The organism is Thioalkalivibrio sp. AKL8 (assembly GCF_000380525.1).
Classification (GTDB): domain Bacteria; phylum Pseudomonadota; class Gammaproteobacteria; order Ectothiorhodospirales; family Ectothiorhodospiraceae; genus Thioalkalivibrio; species Thioalkalivibrio versutus.
In genome coordinates this window covers 373,562-387,771 of the sequence record NZ_AQYF01000009.1, presented here as the reverse complement: position 1 = coordinate 387,771, position 14,210 = coordinate 373,562, and the positions used below count along the sequence as shown (strand labels likewise).

Sequence of the window (14,210 nt, the reverse complement as noted above, 5' to 3'; positions counted from 1 at the left end):
CCGGGAACCATTCTCGCTCATGATCGACGACTGGTTCTGGTTGCTGCTACCTATTGCGGCTGCGAGTGGCTGGTGGCTCGCGCGTTACGGCGTGCCGGAAGACCGTGAGGAACGGGAGCCGTCACTGGATCGCTACCTGGAAGGTGTGCGCCACCTCCTCGACGACCGCACGGATGATGCCCTTCAGGCCTTCATCGAAATGGTGGAAGTCGATCACGAAACCTTCGAGACCCATGTGATCCTGGGCCGGCTCTTCCGGCGCCGGGGCGAGGTCGACCGCGCCATCCGTATCCATCAGAACCTGGTCGCGCGGCCCACGCTGCCCGCGGCGCAGCGGGCGCAGGCCCTGTGCGAACTGGGCGAGGATTTTCTCCTGGCCGGCGTATTGGATCGGGCGGAGGCGGTGTTTCGTGAATTGGCGGATTCGCCGCATCAGGCGGTCGCCGCACTGGAAGGCCTGCGTCAGGTCTACGAGACCCAGCGGGAATGGGAGCGTGCGATCGAGGTGGGCGACCGGCTGAAAGAACATGGGGTCGCGCACGAGCATCAGAGGATCGCGCATTATCATTGCGAACTGGCCCAGATCGCGCTGGACAAGGGTGACTGGGAAAGCGCCAGAGCGCGCGCGGAGCAGGCCGAGGGCCTGGTGCCGGGGCTTTCGCGGGCACTGCTGATCCAGTCGGAGATCGCGGCACGCAAGGGCGAGATCCGCGAGGCGATCGGATTCGGACGCGATGCGGTGGCGCGTACCCCGCAGCTGGCGCCCTTGCTGGTACCGCGTATCGAGCGGTTGCATCAGGAGCTGCCTGGGGAGAATCGTCTAGGTCAGCTGGAGGAGCTCCTCGACGATCTTGCGCGCAACCGTGGGATCACGATGGCGCGCATCGCCCTGATGCGTCTTTATCGACGCACTGGCCGACTGGATGCCGCGCTGATGGAGCTGGGTTCGATCCTGGCACAGCGCCCGGTGCCGACCTCGGGATTGCTGGAGGCGGTGCGCTGGATGAAGATTCTCCCGGCGGTCCAGCAATACAGCACGGAGTTTGCAGCATTCGAGAAGGCCCTGGCGGACCAGCTCGGGAGCCAGCATCTGTACCAGTGCGTGAACTGTGGCTATCAAGGGCGTGCGCATGTGTGGCAGTGCCCAAGCTGTCGTCGCTGGGATACGCTGCGCGGTCTCGACTTCGACATTGACCAGACGACGGAGGCCGCCGAGGAGGCGCTAATCCGCGAAGGGAGTCCCCGTTCATGAATCCGATTCCGGAACCTGCAACGCGCCTGATTGTGGCGCTCGATTTTTCCGAAGCCGAAGCCGCACTGGCGTTCGCCCGAAAGCTTGATCCAGCCCAGTGCGCGCTGAAGGTCGGGTTTGAGCTGTTCGTGGTCGCCGGGCCCGAACTGTTGCACCGTCTGCACGGCCTGGGTTTTCGCGTCTTTCTGGATCTGAAGTTCCACGACATCCCGAATACGGTGGCGGCGGCTTGTCGGGCCGCGGCGCGGACCGGTGTCTGGTTGATTAACGTGCATGCCAGCGGCGGTGTGGAGATGATGCGCGCCGCGCACGCGGCGGTGCGCGAGACGAATGACACGACGGCACTTCTGGCCGTAACGGTGCTGACCTCCAGTGACGCCGGTACCTTGCGTGAGATCGGCGTGAATCGGGAACCGGCCGAGCAGGTGCGTCTTCTGGGCGAACTGGCGGTGCGCAAGGCGGGCTTGGAAGGGCTGGTCTGTTCGGCGCAGGAGGCCGCCATGCTGCGCCGCCTGCTCGGCGAGGATCCGTTGCTGGTAACGCCCGGAATTCGGCTGGAGGACGCGGGCGGGGACGATCAGAAGCGGGTGATGACCCCCGAACGGGCGATCTCGGCCGGGGCCAGCGCCATCGTGGTCGGCCGGCCGATCACGCGTGCCGCGGACCCGAGCATGGCCATGGAGGCCTTCATCACACGATTGGGGAAGAGGGAATGACGGCGTGGATTGGAGGGGTTTTCGCAGGGCATCAATCCCGCTAGGATGCCGTTGGTGCATGGATGCACCGATCGTTCAATGAAGATAAGGAGCGTTTTCATGAAGAAGCTTTTTCAATGCGCGAAGTGCTGGGCCCTGGCGGGCCTTTGCGTCCTGCCGTTGGTGATGGTTACGGCCTCGGGAGGCCAGCCGCTCAACGTGAATGGCGCATCCGCCGAAGAGCTGGCCGCGCTGGACAACGTCGGTCCGGTGAAGGCCCAGGCGATCGTGGAGCACCGCGAGGCACACGGTGAGTTCGCTTCGGTGCAGGCACTGACCGAGGTCTCCGGGATTGGTGAACGCACCGTGGAGATGAATCTCGACCGCATCGTCGTCGAGTAACGTTGTAGCGTAGTGGATGGCGGCGTGTGCTGCCATCCGGTTCCAGCCCCTGGTCAATGGGTCCGGCAGGACGCGTGGGCCAGGGGTTCGTTATTGAGCGCCCAGGAGATGGAATGAGCCAGAATCACCCACCGATCCGTACTGCCGTGTTCCCGGTTGCCGGCATGGGTACGCGTTTTCTGCCGGCCACCAAGGCGAATCCGAAGGAGATGCTGCCGATCGTGGACAAGCCGCTGATCCAGTACGCAGCGGAGGAGGCGGTGGAAGCGGGGATCGAGACCCTGGTGTTCGTGACCGGGCGCAACAAGCGCTCCATTCCGGACCACTTCGACAAGGCTTACGAGCTGGAACACGAGCTGGAGGAGCGTGGCAAGACAGAGCTCCTGGAGCAGGTGCGTAATATCGTTCCGCCGAACGTGACCTGTGTCTATGTGCGCCAGTCCGATGCGCTGGGTCTCGGCCATGCGGTGGCCTGTGCCCATCCGATTGTGCGTAACGAACCCTTTGCCGTGATCCTGGCGGACGACCTGATTGAGTCAAGTAATGGTGGGGCGACGCGGCAGATGGTGGAGCAATACGCCGAGCACGGGTGCAGCGTGCTCGGGGTGGAAGAAGTGCCGGGTGACCGCACACATCAGTACGGGATCATCGATCCAGTGAAGACCGGCCCGCGCAGCTGGGATGTGAAGGGGATCGTCGAGAAGCCCGATCCGGACCAGGCCCCGTCGAACGTGGCGGTGGTGGGGCGTTACATCCTGACCCCGAGAATCTTCGAGATGCTGGCCACGCAAAAGCCAGGGGCCGGCGGCGAGATCCAGCTGACCGATGCCATCGCGCGGTTGCTGGAGCTGGAGCGGGTAACGGCCTTCAACTTCGAGGGGCGCCGCTTCGATTGCGGTTCCAAGCTGGGCTATCTGGAGGCGACCGTGGAGCTCGCTCTGAACCACCCGGAGCTGAAAGACGACTTCGCCGAGTATCTCCGCAACCGCTAGGGAGACGCCGAGCCTCGGCGGGTCCTGTCACCACCAGAAACGGCGCTGACGCGGGCGGATCGGCAGGCGCCCGCGCCAGTACTGGATGAGCAGGAAGCCGAAGGCCATCCCGCCCAGATGAGCGAAATGGGCGATGCCGGCGAGCGTGCCGGAGATCCCCAGGTACAGCTCCAGCGCACCGTAGCCGATCACGAAGTACTTGGCCTTGATCGGGATCGGCAGGAAGATCAGGAACAGGCGCTGGTTGGGGAACATCATCCCGAACGCGAGCAGAACCCCGAATACCCCGCCCGAGGCCCCGATGGTCGGGTAGATCATGTCACCGTTGCCGTGGGCAGTGATGACCAGCTGCACCAGCCCGGCGCCGATCACGCACACCAGAAAGTAGGTCCCGAAGGTGCGTGAACCCCACGCGTTCTCGATCTGCACGCCCAGCATCCATACGGCGAACAGGTTTACGAACAAATGGACTGGACCGCCGTGCAGAAAGCCGTAACTGACCAGCTGCCAGAGCTGGAAGTCGGGCACCCGCATCCAGCTGCCGTCCTGATGGACGGTGGCCGGCGTGCCGATGGGCCAGAGCCCGAAATGGGTGATCAACCAGTCACCCAGCCACGGCATAGTGAGGAACAGGCCCACGTTGGCGATCAGCAGGAAGCCGATCACCGGCGGCATCATGCTGAAGTCGGGGTGGCGGGGGTCCGGGTGTGTCATCGGACTCTTTTGCTCCCCGCCGTCAGGTGAAATCGTCGGTTACGGCACCGCGACTGGCCGAGCCCACGATACGCGAGTATTTCGCCAGGACCCCGCGGTCAAAGCGGGGCACCGGCGGCTCCCAGGCGGCGCGGCGGTGTTCCAGCTCGGCTTCGTCGACCTGCAGCGTGAGCCGGTTTTCGCCGGCATCGATCTCGATCGTATCCCCGTCCCGGACCAGCGCAATCGTGCCGCCGGTCGCCGCCTCGGGGGCGACATGTCCAACCACCATTCCGTACGTCCCGCCGGAGAACCGCCCGTCGGTAATCAGACCAACGGAATCTCCCAGGCCCGCACCGATGATCGCGGCGGTCGGCGCGAGCATCTCGCGCATGCCGGGACCCCCACGCGGCCCCTCGTAGCGGATGACGAGGATATCGCCGGCCTGGATCTGGCCGTCGAGGATGGCATCCAGGCAGGCCTCCTCGGAGTCGAAGCAGCGCGCGGGGCCGGCGATGGCGGTCCGCTTGAGTCCGGTGATCTTGGCCACCGCGCCCTCGGTCGCGAGATTGCCCTTGAGGATGGCCAGGTGCCCGTGTGGGTACAGGGGCCGCTCCAGCGGGCGGATGATCTCCTGATCCGGGGAGGGCGTATCGGGGATCTCCGCCAGGGTCTCGGCCAGGGTGGCCCCGGTAATGGTCAGGCACTCACCGTGCATCAGCCCGGCATTCAGGAGCATCTTCATCACCTGGGGCGTGCCGCCCACCGCATGGAACTGGGTGGTCACGTAGCGTCCGGAAGGCTTCAGGTCGCACAGCACGGGGACCTTGCGGCGGATGCGCTCGACGTCGTCGATGTCCAGGGGGACCTCGGCGGCATGCGCAATCGCCAGCAGGTGGAGTACTGCGTTGGTGGAGCCCCCGATGGCCATCACCACGGCGAGAGCGTTCTCGAAGGCCTCGCGGGTCAGGATGTCGCGCGGGCGCCGGTTCGCGTGGATGGCCGCTACCAGGACCTCGGCCGACCGGGCGGCCGAATCGCCCTTTTCCGGGTCCTCGGCGGCCTGGGTGGACGAACCGGGGAGGCTCATGCCCATGGCCTCGAAGGCACTCGACATGGTATTGGCGGTGAACATGCCGCCGCAGGAGCCGGCGCCGGGGCAGGCGTTGCGTTCCACGCCCTGAAGGTCCTCGTCGGACAGATTGCCGGCACCATGCTGGCCCACGGCCTCGAAGGCGCTGACGATAGTCAGGTCCTGACCCTTGTAGTGCCCGGGCTTGATGGTTCCGCCGTAGACGAAGATGCCCGGCACGTTGAGACGGGCCAGGGCAATCATCGCCCCGGGCATGTTCTTGTCGCAGCCGCCGGTGGCGAGAATGCCGTCCAGGCTCTGGCCGTTGACTACGGTCTCGATGGCGTCGGCGATGACCTCGCGCGAGACCAGCGAGTACTTCATCCCCGGCGTCCCCATGGAGATGCCGTCGGAGATGGTGATGGTGCCAAAGGTCTGTGGCATGCCCCCGGCTTGCCGCACCGCCTGTTCGGCGCGGGCGGCGAGGGCACCAATGCCCATGTTGCAGGGCGTGATCGTGCTGTGCGCGTTGGCAATGCCCACGATCGGGCGCTGAAAGTCGTCGTCGCCGAAGCCGACTGCGCGCAGCATGGCGCGGTTGGGCGTGCGGCGGGGCCCTTCGGTGACGACGCGGCTGCGGCGGTTGTCCTGTGCCATGGTCTTCCCTGCAGTTGTGGGTTAGTGGGCGCCGGGCTCGCCGTGGCGCGAGTAGCGGCCGTTCATGAAACGATCGAAGAACTGCCCGAGGGCGGGGTGTTCGATCTGTTCGCCGCGAGTATCCGGCTCCAGGTGGCGTTCGGCCACGTAGGTGCTGTGCGAATAGCCGTCCACCAGCACGTGATACCACGGCTGGTCTTTGGGTGGGCGGCTCTTGGCCACGGTTTCGTACCATTCGTCCGACCCGGCGTACACCGGATCCACATCGACGATCACACCCCGGTAATCGAACTTGGTATGGTGAATGAGCTCACCAACGGTAAAGCGTGTGCGTGTGGTCATGTTCGCCTCTGTACTGCCTCGGTGCGCAAGCCTCTATTGTGGACCGCGGCCACCGGCGCGTGTTCGAGCTCGGCTCTCTGGTGCACCGCATGGCACTGTACGACTTTGTATTTAAAGCTATAACGCCCCTAACGGTACCGCCATGAGTCGCAATCAAAACAGGCTGGACGCCAGCTTCCATCACCATATCCCCGAAGGCGATGATCGCGAACGGCGTGTCTGCGACCATTGTGGCTTCGTTGACTACGAAAACCCGCGAATCATCGTCGGCAGCGTGGCCATCTGGGAAGACCGCGTATTGCTTTGTCGAAGGGCCATTCAGCCGCGTCGTGGTTTCTGGACCCTGCCGGCGGGGTTCATGGAAAAGGGGGAAAGCCCGGCCGAGGGGGCCCGCCGCGAGGCCTGGGAGGAGGCGCGGGCCGATCTGGAAATCGGTCAGTTGCTGGGCGTCTATAGCGTCCCGCACATCGGGCATGTGCAGATGATCTATCGGGCGCGCTTGCTGAGCGATGCGATTGCGCCGGGCCCTGAATCGGAAGAGGTCGGCCTGTTCCGATTCGATGAACTGCCGGAGGAGCGCGCCTTCCCGTCGGTGACCTGGGCCCTGCAGCACTATCTGGAAACCCGTGATCGCGCCGACTTCGCCCCGCGCTCGGCCCCGCTGGCCGATGGAGAAGGTGTCACCCCCGGTCTTTGAGGGTGGCACGCTCCACGCGTGTCTATTTCCTGTCGCGCTGTGGCCCGTAGTGGCGAAACTTTTCCAGGACGCGATCCATCTCCGCGTCGTCCAGCAGTTGTGGCCCTCCGATCTGCAGGCTCAGCACATATTGCCGCGCCAGGAGTTCAACCTCCTCGGTGAGCCACAGGGCGCGCGCCAGATCCGTGCCGGTGGCAATCATCCCGTGATTTGCGAGCAGGCAAGCCGTGCGGTCCTGCAAGGCCGCCACCGCGAGCTGCGAGAGGGTCTCCGTTCCAAACGTGGCGTATGGGGCGCAACGGATGGAGTTCCCGCCGGCTGCGGCGATCATGTAATGCAGCGCGGGGATGTCGCGGCCCTGGATCGCCACGACACTGGCATGGACGGAATGGACATGGACGACGGCTCCCAGCTCCGGTCGCGCCTGCAGGATGGCGCGATGGAAGTGCCACTCGCTGGAGGGCTTGCGGCCGGGCGCCCATTGCCCGTCTGCATCGATATAGACCAGGTCGTCTGGCTGTAACGCCTCGTACGCGATGCCCGAGGGCGTAATCAGCATGCCGTCGCCGCAGCGCACGCTGATATTGCCCGAGGTGCCCTGGTTGAGCCCGCGACGATTGGTCTCCATGCCGGTGTGGATGATGGCCTCGCGGAGGGCCGTCTCGTCGGTGGGGTAATCGGGGTTTGCGATCATCTTTTTAGCGCGTAGTGGGGGTCGTTCGATTGTACCGGCTTTGTCCGTGGACCCCGCGCAGGGAATGTGGTCAATCGGAAAAACCGGCGTCCGTTAACGGTGATCATTTTCGCTCATGGAAATTGGGCCATTCGTCCGTCTATAGTGACCTTGAATATCCGATTCGCCCGATATCGGCGAATTCTTGTTTGTTACAGGGAGGAAGCACCATGAAGAACGTCGCACGCCTGATTACCGCCACCTCCGTGGCCGCCGCACTCACCCTCGGGCTGGGTGCCGGCAGTACCGTTCACGCCTTCGATGAACACGAGGCCACCATCGATTACCGCCAGGGTGTGATGCGCGCCATTGGTGGCAACGTGGGCGCGATTGCCGCCGTGGTCGTGGACGGCGCCGAGTTCGGCGACAACCTCGAGATGCATACCAGTCAGCTGGTGGCGCTCAGTCAGGACATCCCGGGCCTCTTCCCCGAGGGAAGCGACTTCCCGGACACCGATGCCAAGGAAGAGATCTGGGGCGACTGGGAGCGCTTCGAGGAGCTCTCCAATGACACCGTGGAGGCCGCCGAGGCCCTGCACGCAGCCGTGGAAGCCGGTGACGAAGGCGAATACGCCATTCGTTTTCGCAACCTTGGACAGTCCTGCCAGGCCTGCCACGACGACTTCCGCCGCGAGTGATCCATGGCGGCAGTTCGCAACAAGGGGCTGACAGCCTGTCTGTCAGCCCTTTTTCTGGTTGGATCGGCGGCCACGGCGCAGGCAGGGGTGCAGATTGGCGAGCACGACCCGTCCGCGGGTACCGACGAGCAGATCGCCTACGGTGAGTACGTCTTGCGAGCCGGTGGCTGCGTGACCTGCCACACGGCCGAAGACAAGGAATTCCTGGCCGGCGGGCGTGCGATCGAGAGCCCGTTTGGTGCGTTCTATGGTCCGAACATCACCCCGGATGCGGAACACGGCATCGGGGGCTGGTCGGAAGAGGACTTCAAGCGCGCCCTGCTGGAGGGCCGCAGTCCGGACGGACGCCACTACTATCCGGCCTTTCCGTATACGTCGTACACAAAGATGCAGCCGCGAGACGTGGAAGCCCTGTGGGCCTTTCTGCAGTCCGAGGTGGAGCCCGTCGCTCGAGAAAACACCCCGCATGACCTGGTCTGGTATGCCCAGTTCCGGTCATCCCTGATGGGCTGGAAGTGGCTGCATTTCGAACCGGGCACCTTCGAGGCTGACCCCGACCAGTCGGACGAATGGAACCGTGGGGCCTACCTCGCCAACGCCCTTGGACACTGCATGGAGTGCCATACCCCGCGCACGCGGACCGGTGGTCTGGACCTCAAGCGCATTGGGGCCGGCGCCCGACTGCCCGACGGGGACGTTGCCTCCAATATCACCCCGGATCGCGAAACCGGCATCGGACGCTGGGGGGAGCGGCATATCGCGCGCTATCTGGAGATGGGCCTGACCCGCGACGGCGATTTTGCAGGCGGCGGCATGGCCGACGTGATCGACCACGGCACTGCCCACCTGACCGATGCCGATCGCCGCGCCATCGCGATCTATATGGGTTCTCTGGAGCCCATCGAACACGATCCCGAGTAATCGGCACCGCTGTACGCACCACGAAAAAGGGCCAGGTCGCAATGACCTGGCCCTTTTCCTGTATCTGGCTCCCCGGGACGGGCTCGAACCGCCGACCTAGTGATTAACAGTCACCCGCTCTACCAACTGAGCTACCGGGGAATTGGGCGCAAATCCTAATGGGGCGGGGCGGGGGCGTCAAGGGAAATCTGGCCGCCCTTCGCGTTTTACCGCCGTTCGCGGCCTCAGCTGTGGTTGGCCACGAACTGGCGCAGGCGTTCCAGGGCCTTGTCGAGCTGATCGACGCTGGTGGCGAACGAGACGCGAACATGGCCCGGAGCCCCGAAGGCGCTGCCCGGCACCAGGGCCACCCCCACCTCGTCCAGCAGCTGCTTGGTCAGGGCCACATCGGTATCGATGTCCGCGGCCTGCATCAATCCGGTGACGCGCGGGAAGCAGTAGAACGTACCGTCTGGCATCAGGCACTCGATCCCGTCGATGGCATTGAGGCCGTCCACCACGCGACGTGCCCGCTCGGCAAAGGCGGAGCACATGGCGACCACGCAGTCCTGATCGCCATCGAGCGCGGCCTCGGCCCCGGCCTGGGCAATGGAAGTCGGGTTGGAGGTGCTTTGCGACTGGATCTTCTTCATCGCCGCGATCAGGTTTTTGGGTCCACCGGCGTAGCCGATACGCCAGCCGGTCATCGCGTAGGCCTTGGAAACGCCGTTCAGGACCACGGTACGGTCCAGCAGGTCCGGGGCCACGTTGACGATGTTCACGAACGGCGTGGAGCCGAACAGGATGTGCTCGTACATGTCGTCGGTGGCGATGACGACGCGCGGATGGCGTCGCAGGACCTCGGCCAGTTCCGTCAGTTGCTCGGCCGAATAGGCGGCACCTGTGGGGTTGGACGGGCTGTTCAGGAACACCAGGCGGGTGTTCGGGGTGATCGCCGCTTCCAGCTGTGCGCCGGTGATGCGGAAGCCGGCTTCCTGCTCTGCGCTGACGACCACCGGGCGGGCGCCGGCGAGCAGGGCAATATCCGGGTAGGAGACCCAGTAGGGGGCGGGGATCACCACTTCGTCGCCCGGGTTCAGCAGGGCCTGGCAGAGGTTGAAGATGCTCTGCTTGCCGCCGGAGGAGACCAGGATCTGGTCGGGGGTGAACGTCAGGCCGTTGTCGCGATCGAATTTCCGAATGATGGCGGCCTTGAGACTGACCGTTCCGTCCACCGGAGTGTACTTGGTTTCTCCGCGGGCAAGCGCGTCGACCGCGGCCTGCTTGATATGCTCGGGGGTATCGAAATCCGGTTCTCCGGCCCCCAGCCCGACAATATCCCGACCCTCGGCTCGCAGCTGGGCGGCCAGGGCGCTGACGGCGAGAGTGGGGGAGGGCTGGATGCGCTGGACGCGGTCGGAGAGCTCGATTTCCAAGGTGGGGCCTCTGTGTGATCGGGGCGAAGGGCCGCGCGGGCGGTCGGGTGCGAAATGATACTGAAATCAGGCGCGGAGGATAAGGTGCAGCCAGGCGAAGGCGAACAATTCCAGGTGGTGTCCGAATACCAGCCGGCTGGCGACCAGCCCGCGGCGATCGCGGCATTGACCGAAGGCCTCGAGGCGGGCCTGGCACATCAGGTCCTGCTCGGGGTCACCGGGTCGGGCAAGACGTTCACCATCGCCAATGTGATCGAGAATATCCAGCGCCCCACCATCATCCTGGCGCCAAACAAGACCCTGGCCGCCCAATTGTACGGGGAATTCAAGGAGTTTTTCCCGAACAACACGGTGGAGTATTTCGTTTCCTACTACGATTACTACCAGCCGGAGGCCTACGTCCCGTCCTCGGATACCTATATCGAGAAGGACGCGTCGATCAACGACCACATCGAGCAGATGCGCCTGTCGGCCACGCGTGCGTTGCTGGAGCGGCGCGATGCGATCATCGTGGCGTCGGTCTCCGCGATTTACGGCCTGGGCGATCCGCGCAAGTATCTCTCCATGGTGCTGCATCTGGAGCGCGGCGAGCGTATTGACCAGCGCGACTTGCTGCGGCGCCTGGCGGAGTTGCAGTACACCCGCAACGATGCGGAGTTGCGCCGAGCGACCTACCGCGTCCGCGGCGAAGTCATCGACATCCACCCGGCGGAGTCGGACATCGAGGCGGTGCGCATCGAGCTGTTCGACGACGAGGTGGAACGGCTGTCGTATTTCGACCCCCTGACCGGCGAACAGCTGCGCACCGTCCCGCGCCTGACGATCTACCCGAAGACCCACTACGTGACGCCGCGCGAAACCCTGTTGGGGGCGGTGGACCACATCCGCGACGAATTGAAGGAGCGCCTGGACTTTCTGCGCAAGGAAGACCGGCTGGTCGAAGCGCAGCGTCTGGAGCAACGCACGCTGTTCGATCTGGAGATGATCCTCGAGATCGGCTACTGCAACGGCATCGAGAACTACTCGCGCTACCTCTCCGGCCGCGCCCCGGGCGAGCCGCCACCGACCTTTTTCGACTACCTGCCCAAGGATGCGCTGTTGGTGATCGACGAGTCGCACGTGTCGGTCCCGCAGGTGGGCGGGATGTACAAGGGCGACCGTTCGCGCAAGGAGACGCTGGTGGAATACGGCTTTCGCCTGCCGTCGGCGCTGGACAACCGGCCGCTGCGTTTCGAGGAGTTCGAGGCCTTGCAGCCGCAGACGATCTACGTCTCCGCCACCCCGGGGCCCTATGAGCGTGAGCGTGCCGACGCGATCGTGGACCAGGTGGTGCGCCCGACCGGGTTGCTGGACCCGATCCTGGAGATCCGCCCGGCCGGTACCCAGGTGGACGACGCACTCTCCGAGATTCGCGATCGGGTCGAATGCAACGAGCGCGTCCTGATCACCACGCTGACCAAACGCATGGCCGAGGACTTGACGGATTATCTGTCCGAGCACGGGGTACGCGTGCGCTACCTGCACTCGGATATCGATACCGTCGAGCGCATGGAGATCATCCGCGACCTGCGCCTGGGCGAGTTCGATGTGCTGGTGGGGATCAACCTGCTGCGCGAAGGCCTGGACATGCCGGAGGTCTCGCTGGTGGCGATCCTGGATGCCGACAAGGAGGGCTTCCTGCGCTCCGATCGTTCGCTGATCCAGACCATCGGCCGCGCCGCGCGCAACGTCAACGGCAAGGCGATCCTGTACGCCGACAAGGTGACCGGATCCATGCGGCGCGCGATCGACGAGACCGAGCGCCGCCGGGCCAAGCAGATCGAGCACAATGAGGCCCACGGGATCACGCCCAAGGGCATTCGCAAGAACGTTGCGGACATCCTGGAGGCGCGCAACGCGATGCCCGGCGCCGGTGGCCGACGAGGCCGGAAGGTGGCGGAGGAGGGCGCCGATTACGTGGGCGCGCCGGAGAATGCGACCAAGGAGATCGAGCGCCTGGAACAAGAGATGTTTGCCAAGGCCCGCGACCTCGAGTTCGAGGAGGCCGCCCGCATTCGCAACCGCATCGAAAAGCTCAAGGCACTCGCCTTTCTCCCCGAAGCCTCGCTATCCTGAAAAGATGGCTCCCGCGGGAGCGCCGAATCGAGCCCCTGAGTAATGTCCAAGAACGACCCCTTGCCCCTGGGTCCGGTGATGCTCGATGTCGCCGGTACCGAACTGACTCCCGAAGACCGTGAACGCCTGCGTCATCCCGCCACCGGCGGCGTGATCCTGTTCGCCCGCAACGTCGGCGCTGCGGAGCAGGTGAGCGCGCTGGTCGCCGCCATTCGCGCCGAGCGCCCCGGCATCCTGATTGCGGTGGACCAGGAGGGCGGGCGGGTGCAACGGCTGCGCGATGGCTTCACCGCCATCCCGCCGATGCGTCAGCTGGGCCACGTCCACGATTACGACCGCAACAAGGCCTGCGAGCTCGCGCATGCGACCGGCGAACTTCTCGGGCGCGAGCTGCGCTCGGTGGACATCGACTTCAGCTTTACCCCGGTGCTGGATCGCGACCTCGACATCAGCGAGATCATCGGTGATCGTGCCTTCCATTATGACCCGGACGTGATCGCGCGCCTGGCCGGCGAGTTGATCCGGGGCCTGTCCGCGGCCGGCATGGCGGCCGTGGGCAAGCATTTCCCGGGTCACGGGGCTGTTGCCGCGGATTCGCACGTGGCCTTGCCGGTCGACGACCGTCCACTCTCCGAGATCGAGAATCAGGATCTGGAGGCATTTCGCCCGGTGCTTGGGGACCTCGAGGCCATCATGCCGGCCCACGTCGTATACCCACAGGTGGATGAACATCCCGCGGGCTTCTCGCGCGTCTGGCTGCAGGACATCCTGCGCCGCGAACTGCGCTACCGCGGGGCGATCCTCAGCGACGACCTCGCCATGGCTGGAGCGGAGGGCATTGGCGGGCCCGCCGAGCGCGCTGCGGCCGCACGTGCGGCCGGCTGCGACATGGTGCTGATTTGCAACCAGCCGGAACAAGCCGACATCATCCTTGCCGCCCAGACGGATCAGCCGTTGTCACCTGAATCGCGGCGTCGACTGGAACGCTTGCGGGCGCGCCCAGTGGAGCCTGATCCACAGCGTCTCGTCGCACTGCGCGAGCAGTTGGCGCGCTGGACTCAAGCGAGCCAGATCGCCACGGCATAACCCCATGGAAAGGGCGCATTGGCACCCGCGTGCCGAGCCGCCTATAATGCGCCACCGGTTTGCAGTTGAGCAGCTAGTAATATTCACACTCACCACTGAAGTTGGAGATCCAAAATGGCCGATAAGCTCATGATCGTCATGGTCAACACCGACCCGAGCAACGCTTCCGAACTGGGTGCCCCGTTCTTCCAGGCCACCGTGGCTGCCGCCATGGAATACGACGTTGAAATCGTGATGACCGGCCGTGCTGGCGAGCTCGCCAAGAAGGGCGTTGCCGAGAACCTGTTCGTGCAGGAAGGCTCCAGCAAGAGCGTCTACGACTTCATGAAGGACGCCCACGAAGCCGGCGTCGTAATGAAGGTCTGCACCCCGACGCTGGATCTGTGGGGCAACGACCTGATTCCGGAGATCGAAGAAACCGTGGGCGGCGCCTACGTCATCTCCGAAGCGATGGACGACGACACGGTCACCTTTACCTACTAAGGTTATCGACGTTCGTT

Annotated in this window: 15 protein-coding genes and 1 tRNA gene; 10 read left to right on the top strand and 6 right to left on the bottom strand. The window is 64.7% G+C overall.

Annotation, left to right across the window (positions count from 1 at the left end; translation table 11 throughout):
* Nucleotides 1-19: 19 nt before the first annotated feature.
* From G335_RS0111190 to galU, 4 genes are all read left to right on the top strand, one after another.
* Nucleotides 20-1,252 carry a tetratricopeptide repeat protein gene (locus tag G335_RS0111190; protein ID WP_018169759.1) on the top strand — a complete coding sequence of 411 codons (1,233 nt, stop codon included), beginning with the start codon at nucleotides 20-22 and terminating at the stop codon, nucleotides 1,250-1,252.
* Nucleotides 1,249-1,968: an orotidine-5'-phosphate decarboxylase gene (gene pyrF / locus G335_RS0111185; protein WP_018169760.1), complete on the top strand. Its 720-nt coding sequence runs from the start codon at nucleotides 1,249-1,251 to the stop codon at nucleotides 1,966-1,968. Before G335_RS0111190 ends, pyrF begins: the two co-directional genes overlap by 4 nt.
* A gap of 99 nt (nucleotides 1,969-2,067) precedes the next feature.
* A complete protein-coding gene (locus G335_RS0111180; RefSeq protein WP_018145700.1) occupies nucleotides 2,068-2,349 on the top strand; it encodes a ComEA family DNA-binding protein in 282 nt (93 codons plus the stop codon).
* 113 nt (nucleotides 2,350-2,462) lie between these two features.
* Nucleotides 2,463-3,341, top strand: coding sequence for a UTP--glucose-1-phosphate uridylyltransferase GalU (gene galU / locus G335_RS0111175; protein ID WP_018169761.1), 879 nt, complete (start codon nucleotides 2,463-2,465; stop codon nucleotides 3,339-3,341).
* 27 nt (nucleotides 3,342-3,368) lie between these two features.
* Here galU and G335_RS0111170 read toward each other — a convergent pair whose 3' ends face one another.
* The 3 genes from G335_RS0111170 to hspQ are packed head-to-tail and all read right to left on the bottom strand — an operon-like array spanning nucleotide 3,369 to nucleotide 6,105.
* Nucleotides 3,369-4,055 (bottom strand): rhomboid family intramembrane serine protease, encoded by a 687-nt coding sequence (locus tag G335_RS0111170; RefSeq protein ID WP_018145698.1) that lies wholly within the window; start codon nucleotides 4,053-4,055, stop codon nucleotides 3,369-3,371.
* 22 nt (nucleotides 4,056-4,077) lie between these two features.
* Entirely contained in the window at nucleotides 4,078-5,763 is a 1,686-nt protein-coding gene (gene ilvD / locus G335_RS0111165; RefSeq protein WP_018176807.1) for a dihydroxy-acid dehydratase, read from the bottom strand.
* A gap of 21 nt (nucleotides 5,764-5,784) precedes the next feature.
* Entirely contained in the window at nucleotides 5,785-6,105 is a 321-nt protein-coding gene (gene hspQ / locus G335_RS0111160; protein ID WP_018169763.1) for a heat shock protein HspQ, read from the bottom strand.
* 142 nt (nucleotides 6,106-6,247) lie between these two features.
* On the opposite strand from hspQ, the gene G335_RS0111155 reads away from it, so the two are divergent.
* On the top strand, nucleotides 6,248-6,802 hold the full coding sequence (locus G335_RS0111155; RefSeq protein WP_018176806.1) for an NUDIX domain-containing protein: 555 nt from the start codon (nucleotides 6,248-6,250) through the stop codon (nucleotides 6,800-6,802).
* A 22-nt stretch (nucleotides 6,803-6,824) separates the two neighbouring features.
* Here the strand turns inward: G335_RS0111155 and G335_RS0111150 are convergent, their stop codons facing one another.
* Nucleotides 6,825-7,496 carry an L-fuculose-phosphate aldolase gene (locus G335_RS0111150; RefSeq protein WP_018176805.1) on the bottom strand — a complete coding sequence of 224 codons (672 nt, stop codon included), beginning with the start codon at nucleotides 7,494-7,496 and terminating at the stop codon, nucleotides 6,825-6,827.
* 209 nt (nucleotides 7,497-7,705) lie between these two features.
* Here G335_RS0111150 and G335_RS0111145 point away from each other — a divergent pair, with 209 nt between their 5' ends.
* Complete coding sequence (locus tag G335_RS0111145) at nucleotides 7,706-8,173, top strand: cytochrome c (protein WP_018176804.1); 468 nt, start codon at nucleotides 7,706-7,708, stop codon at nucleotides 8,171-8,173.
* 3 nt (nucleotides 8,174-8,176) lie between these two features.
* Complete coding sequence (locus tag G335_RS0111140) at nucleotides 8,177-9,094, top strand: c-type cytochrome (RefSeq protein WP_018176803.1); 918 nt, start codon at nucleotides 8,177-8,179, stop codon at nucleotides 9,092-9,094.
* Nucleotides 9,095-9,159: 65 nt separating this feature from the next.
* Here the strand turns inward: G335_RS0111140 and G335_RS0111135 are convergent.
* Nucleotides 9,160-9,235 (bottom strand) — tRNA-Asn (locus G335_RS0111135).
* Between the two features lie 83 nt (nucleotides 9,236-9,318).
* Nucleotides 9,319-10,509 (bottom strand): pyridoxal phosphate-dependent aminotransferase, encoded by a 1,191-nt coding sequence (locus G335_RS0111130; protein ID WP_018145691.1) that lies wholly within the window; start codon nucleotides 10,507-10,509, stop codon nucleotides 9,319-9,321.
* A gap of 84 nt (nucleotides 10,510-10,593) precedes the next feature.
* On the opposite strand from G335_RS0111130, the gene uvrB reads away from it, so the two are divergent.
* The 3 genes from uvrB (at nucleotide 10,594) to G335_RS0111115 (ending at nucleotide 14,193) form a co-directional block, all read left to right on the top strand.
* Entirely contained in the window at nucleotides 10,594-12,624 is a 2,031-nt protein-coding gene (gene uvrB, locus G335_RS0111125; RefSeq protein ID WP_018176802.1) for an excinuclease ABC subunit UvrB, read from the top strand.
* A gap of 42 nt (nucleotides 12,625-12,666) precedes the next feature.
* Nucleotides 12,667-13,710, top strand: a complete 1,044-nt coding sequence (gene nagZ / locus G335_RS0111120) for a beta-N-acetylhexosaminidase (protein ID WP_018176801.1) — start codon at nucleotides 12,667-12,669, stop codon at nucleotides 13,708-13,710.
* A gap of 114 nt (nucleotides 13,711-13,824) precedes the next feature.
* Nucleotides 13,825-14,193, top strand: coding sequence for a DsrE family protein (locus G335_RS0111115; RefSeq protein WP_018145688.1), 369 nt, complete (start codon nucleotides 13,825-13,827; stop codon nucleotides 14,191-14,193).
* Nucleotides 14,194-14,210 lie beyond the last annotated feature (17 nt).

What these genes read in the sequence shown, in the direction of transcription:
- hspQ (WP_018169763.1), bottom strand. Translation starts at nt 6,105, where the DNA reads ATGACCACACGCACACGCTTTACCGTTGGTGAGCTCATTCACCATACC.
- pyrF (WP_018169760.1), top strand. Translation starts at nt 1,249, where the DNA reads ATGAATCCGATTCCGGAACCTGCAACGCGCCTGATTGTGGCGCTCGAT.
- G335_RS0111190 (WP_018169759.1), top strand. Translation starts at nt 20, where the DNA reads ATGATCGACGACTGGTTCTGGTTGCTGCTACCTATTGCGGCTGCGAGT.
- nagZ (WP_018176801.1), top strand. Translation starts at nt 12,667, where the DNA reads ATGTCCAAGAACGACCCCTTGCCCCTGGGTCCGGTGATGCTCGATGTC.
- G335_RS0111115 (WP_018145688.1), top strand. Translation starts at nt 13,825, where the DNA reads ATGGCCGATAAGCTCATGATCGTCATGGTCAACACCGACCCGAGCAAC.
- G335_RS0111145 (WP_018176804.1), top strand. Translation starts at nt 7,706, where the DNA reads ATGAAGAACGTCGCACGCCTGATTACCGCCACCTCCGTGGCCGCCGCA.
- G335_RS0111170 (WP_018145698.1), bottom strand. Translation starts at nt 4,055, where the DNA reads ATGACACACCCGGACCCCCGCCACCCCGACTTCAGCATGATGCCGCCG.
- G335_RS0111150 (WP_018176805.1), bottom strand. Translation starts at nt 7,496, where the DNA reads ATGATCGCAAACCCCGATTACCCCACCGACGAGACGGCCCTCCGCGAG.
- G335_RS0111180 (WP_018145700.1), top strand. Translation starts at nt 2,068, where the DNA reads ATGAAGAAGCTTTTTCAATGCGCGAAGTGCTGGGCCCTGGCGGGCCTT.
- galU (WP_018169761.1), top strand. Translation starts at nt 2,463, where the DNA reads ATGAGCCAGAATCACCCACCGATCCGTACTGCCGTGTTCCCGGTTGCC.
- ilvD (WP_018176807.1), bottom strand. Translation starts at nt 5,763, where the DNA reads ATGGCACAGGACAACCGCCGCAGCCGCGTCGTCACCGAAGGGCCCCGC.
- G335_RS0111140 (WP_018176803.1), top strand. Translation starts at nt 8,177, where the DNA reads ATGGCGGCAGTTCGCAACAAGGGGCTGACAGCCTGTCTGTCAGCCCTT.
- G335_RS0111155 (WP_018176806.1), top strand. Translation starts at nt 6,248, where the DNA reads ATGAGTCGCAATCAAAACAGGCTGGACGCCAGCTTCCATCACCATATC.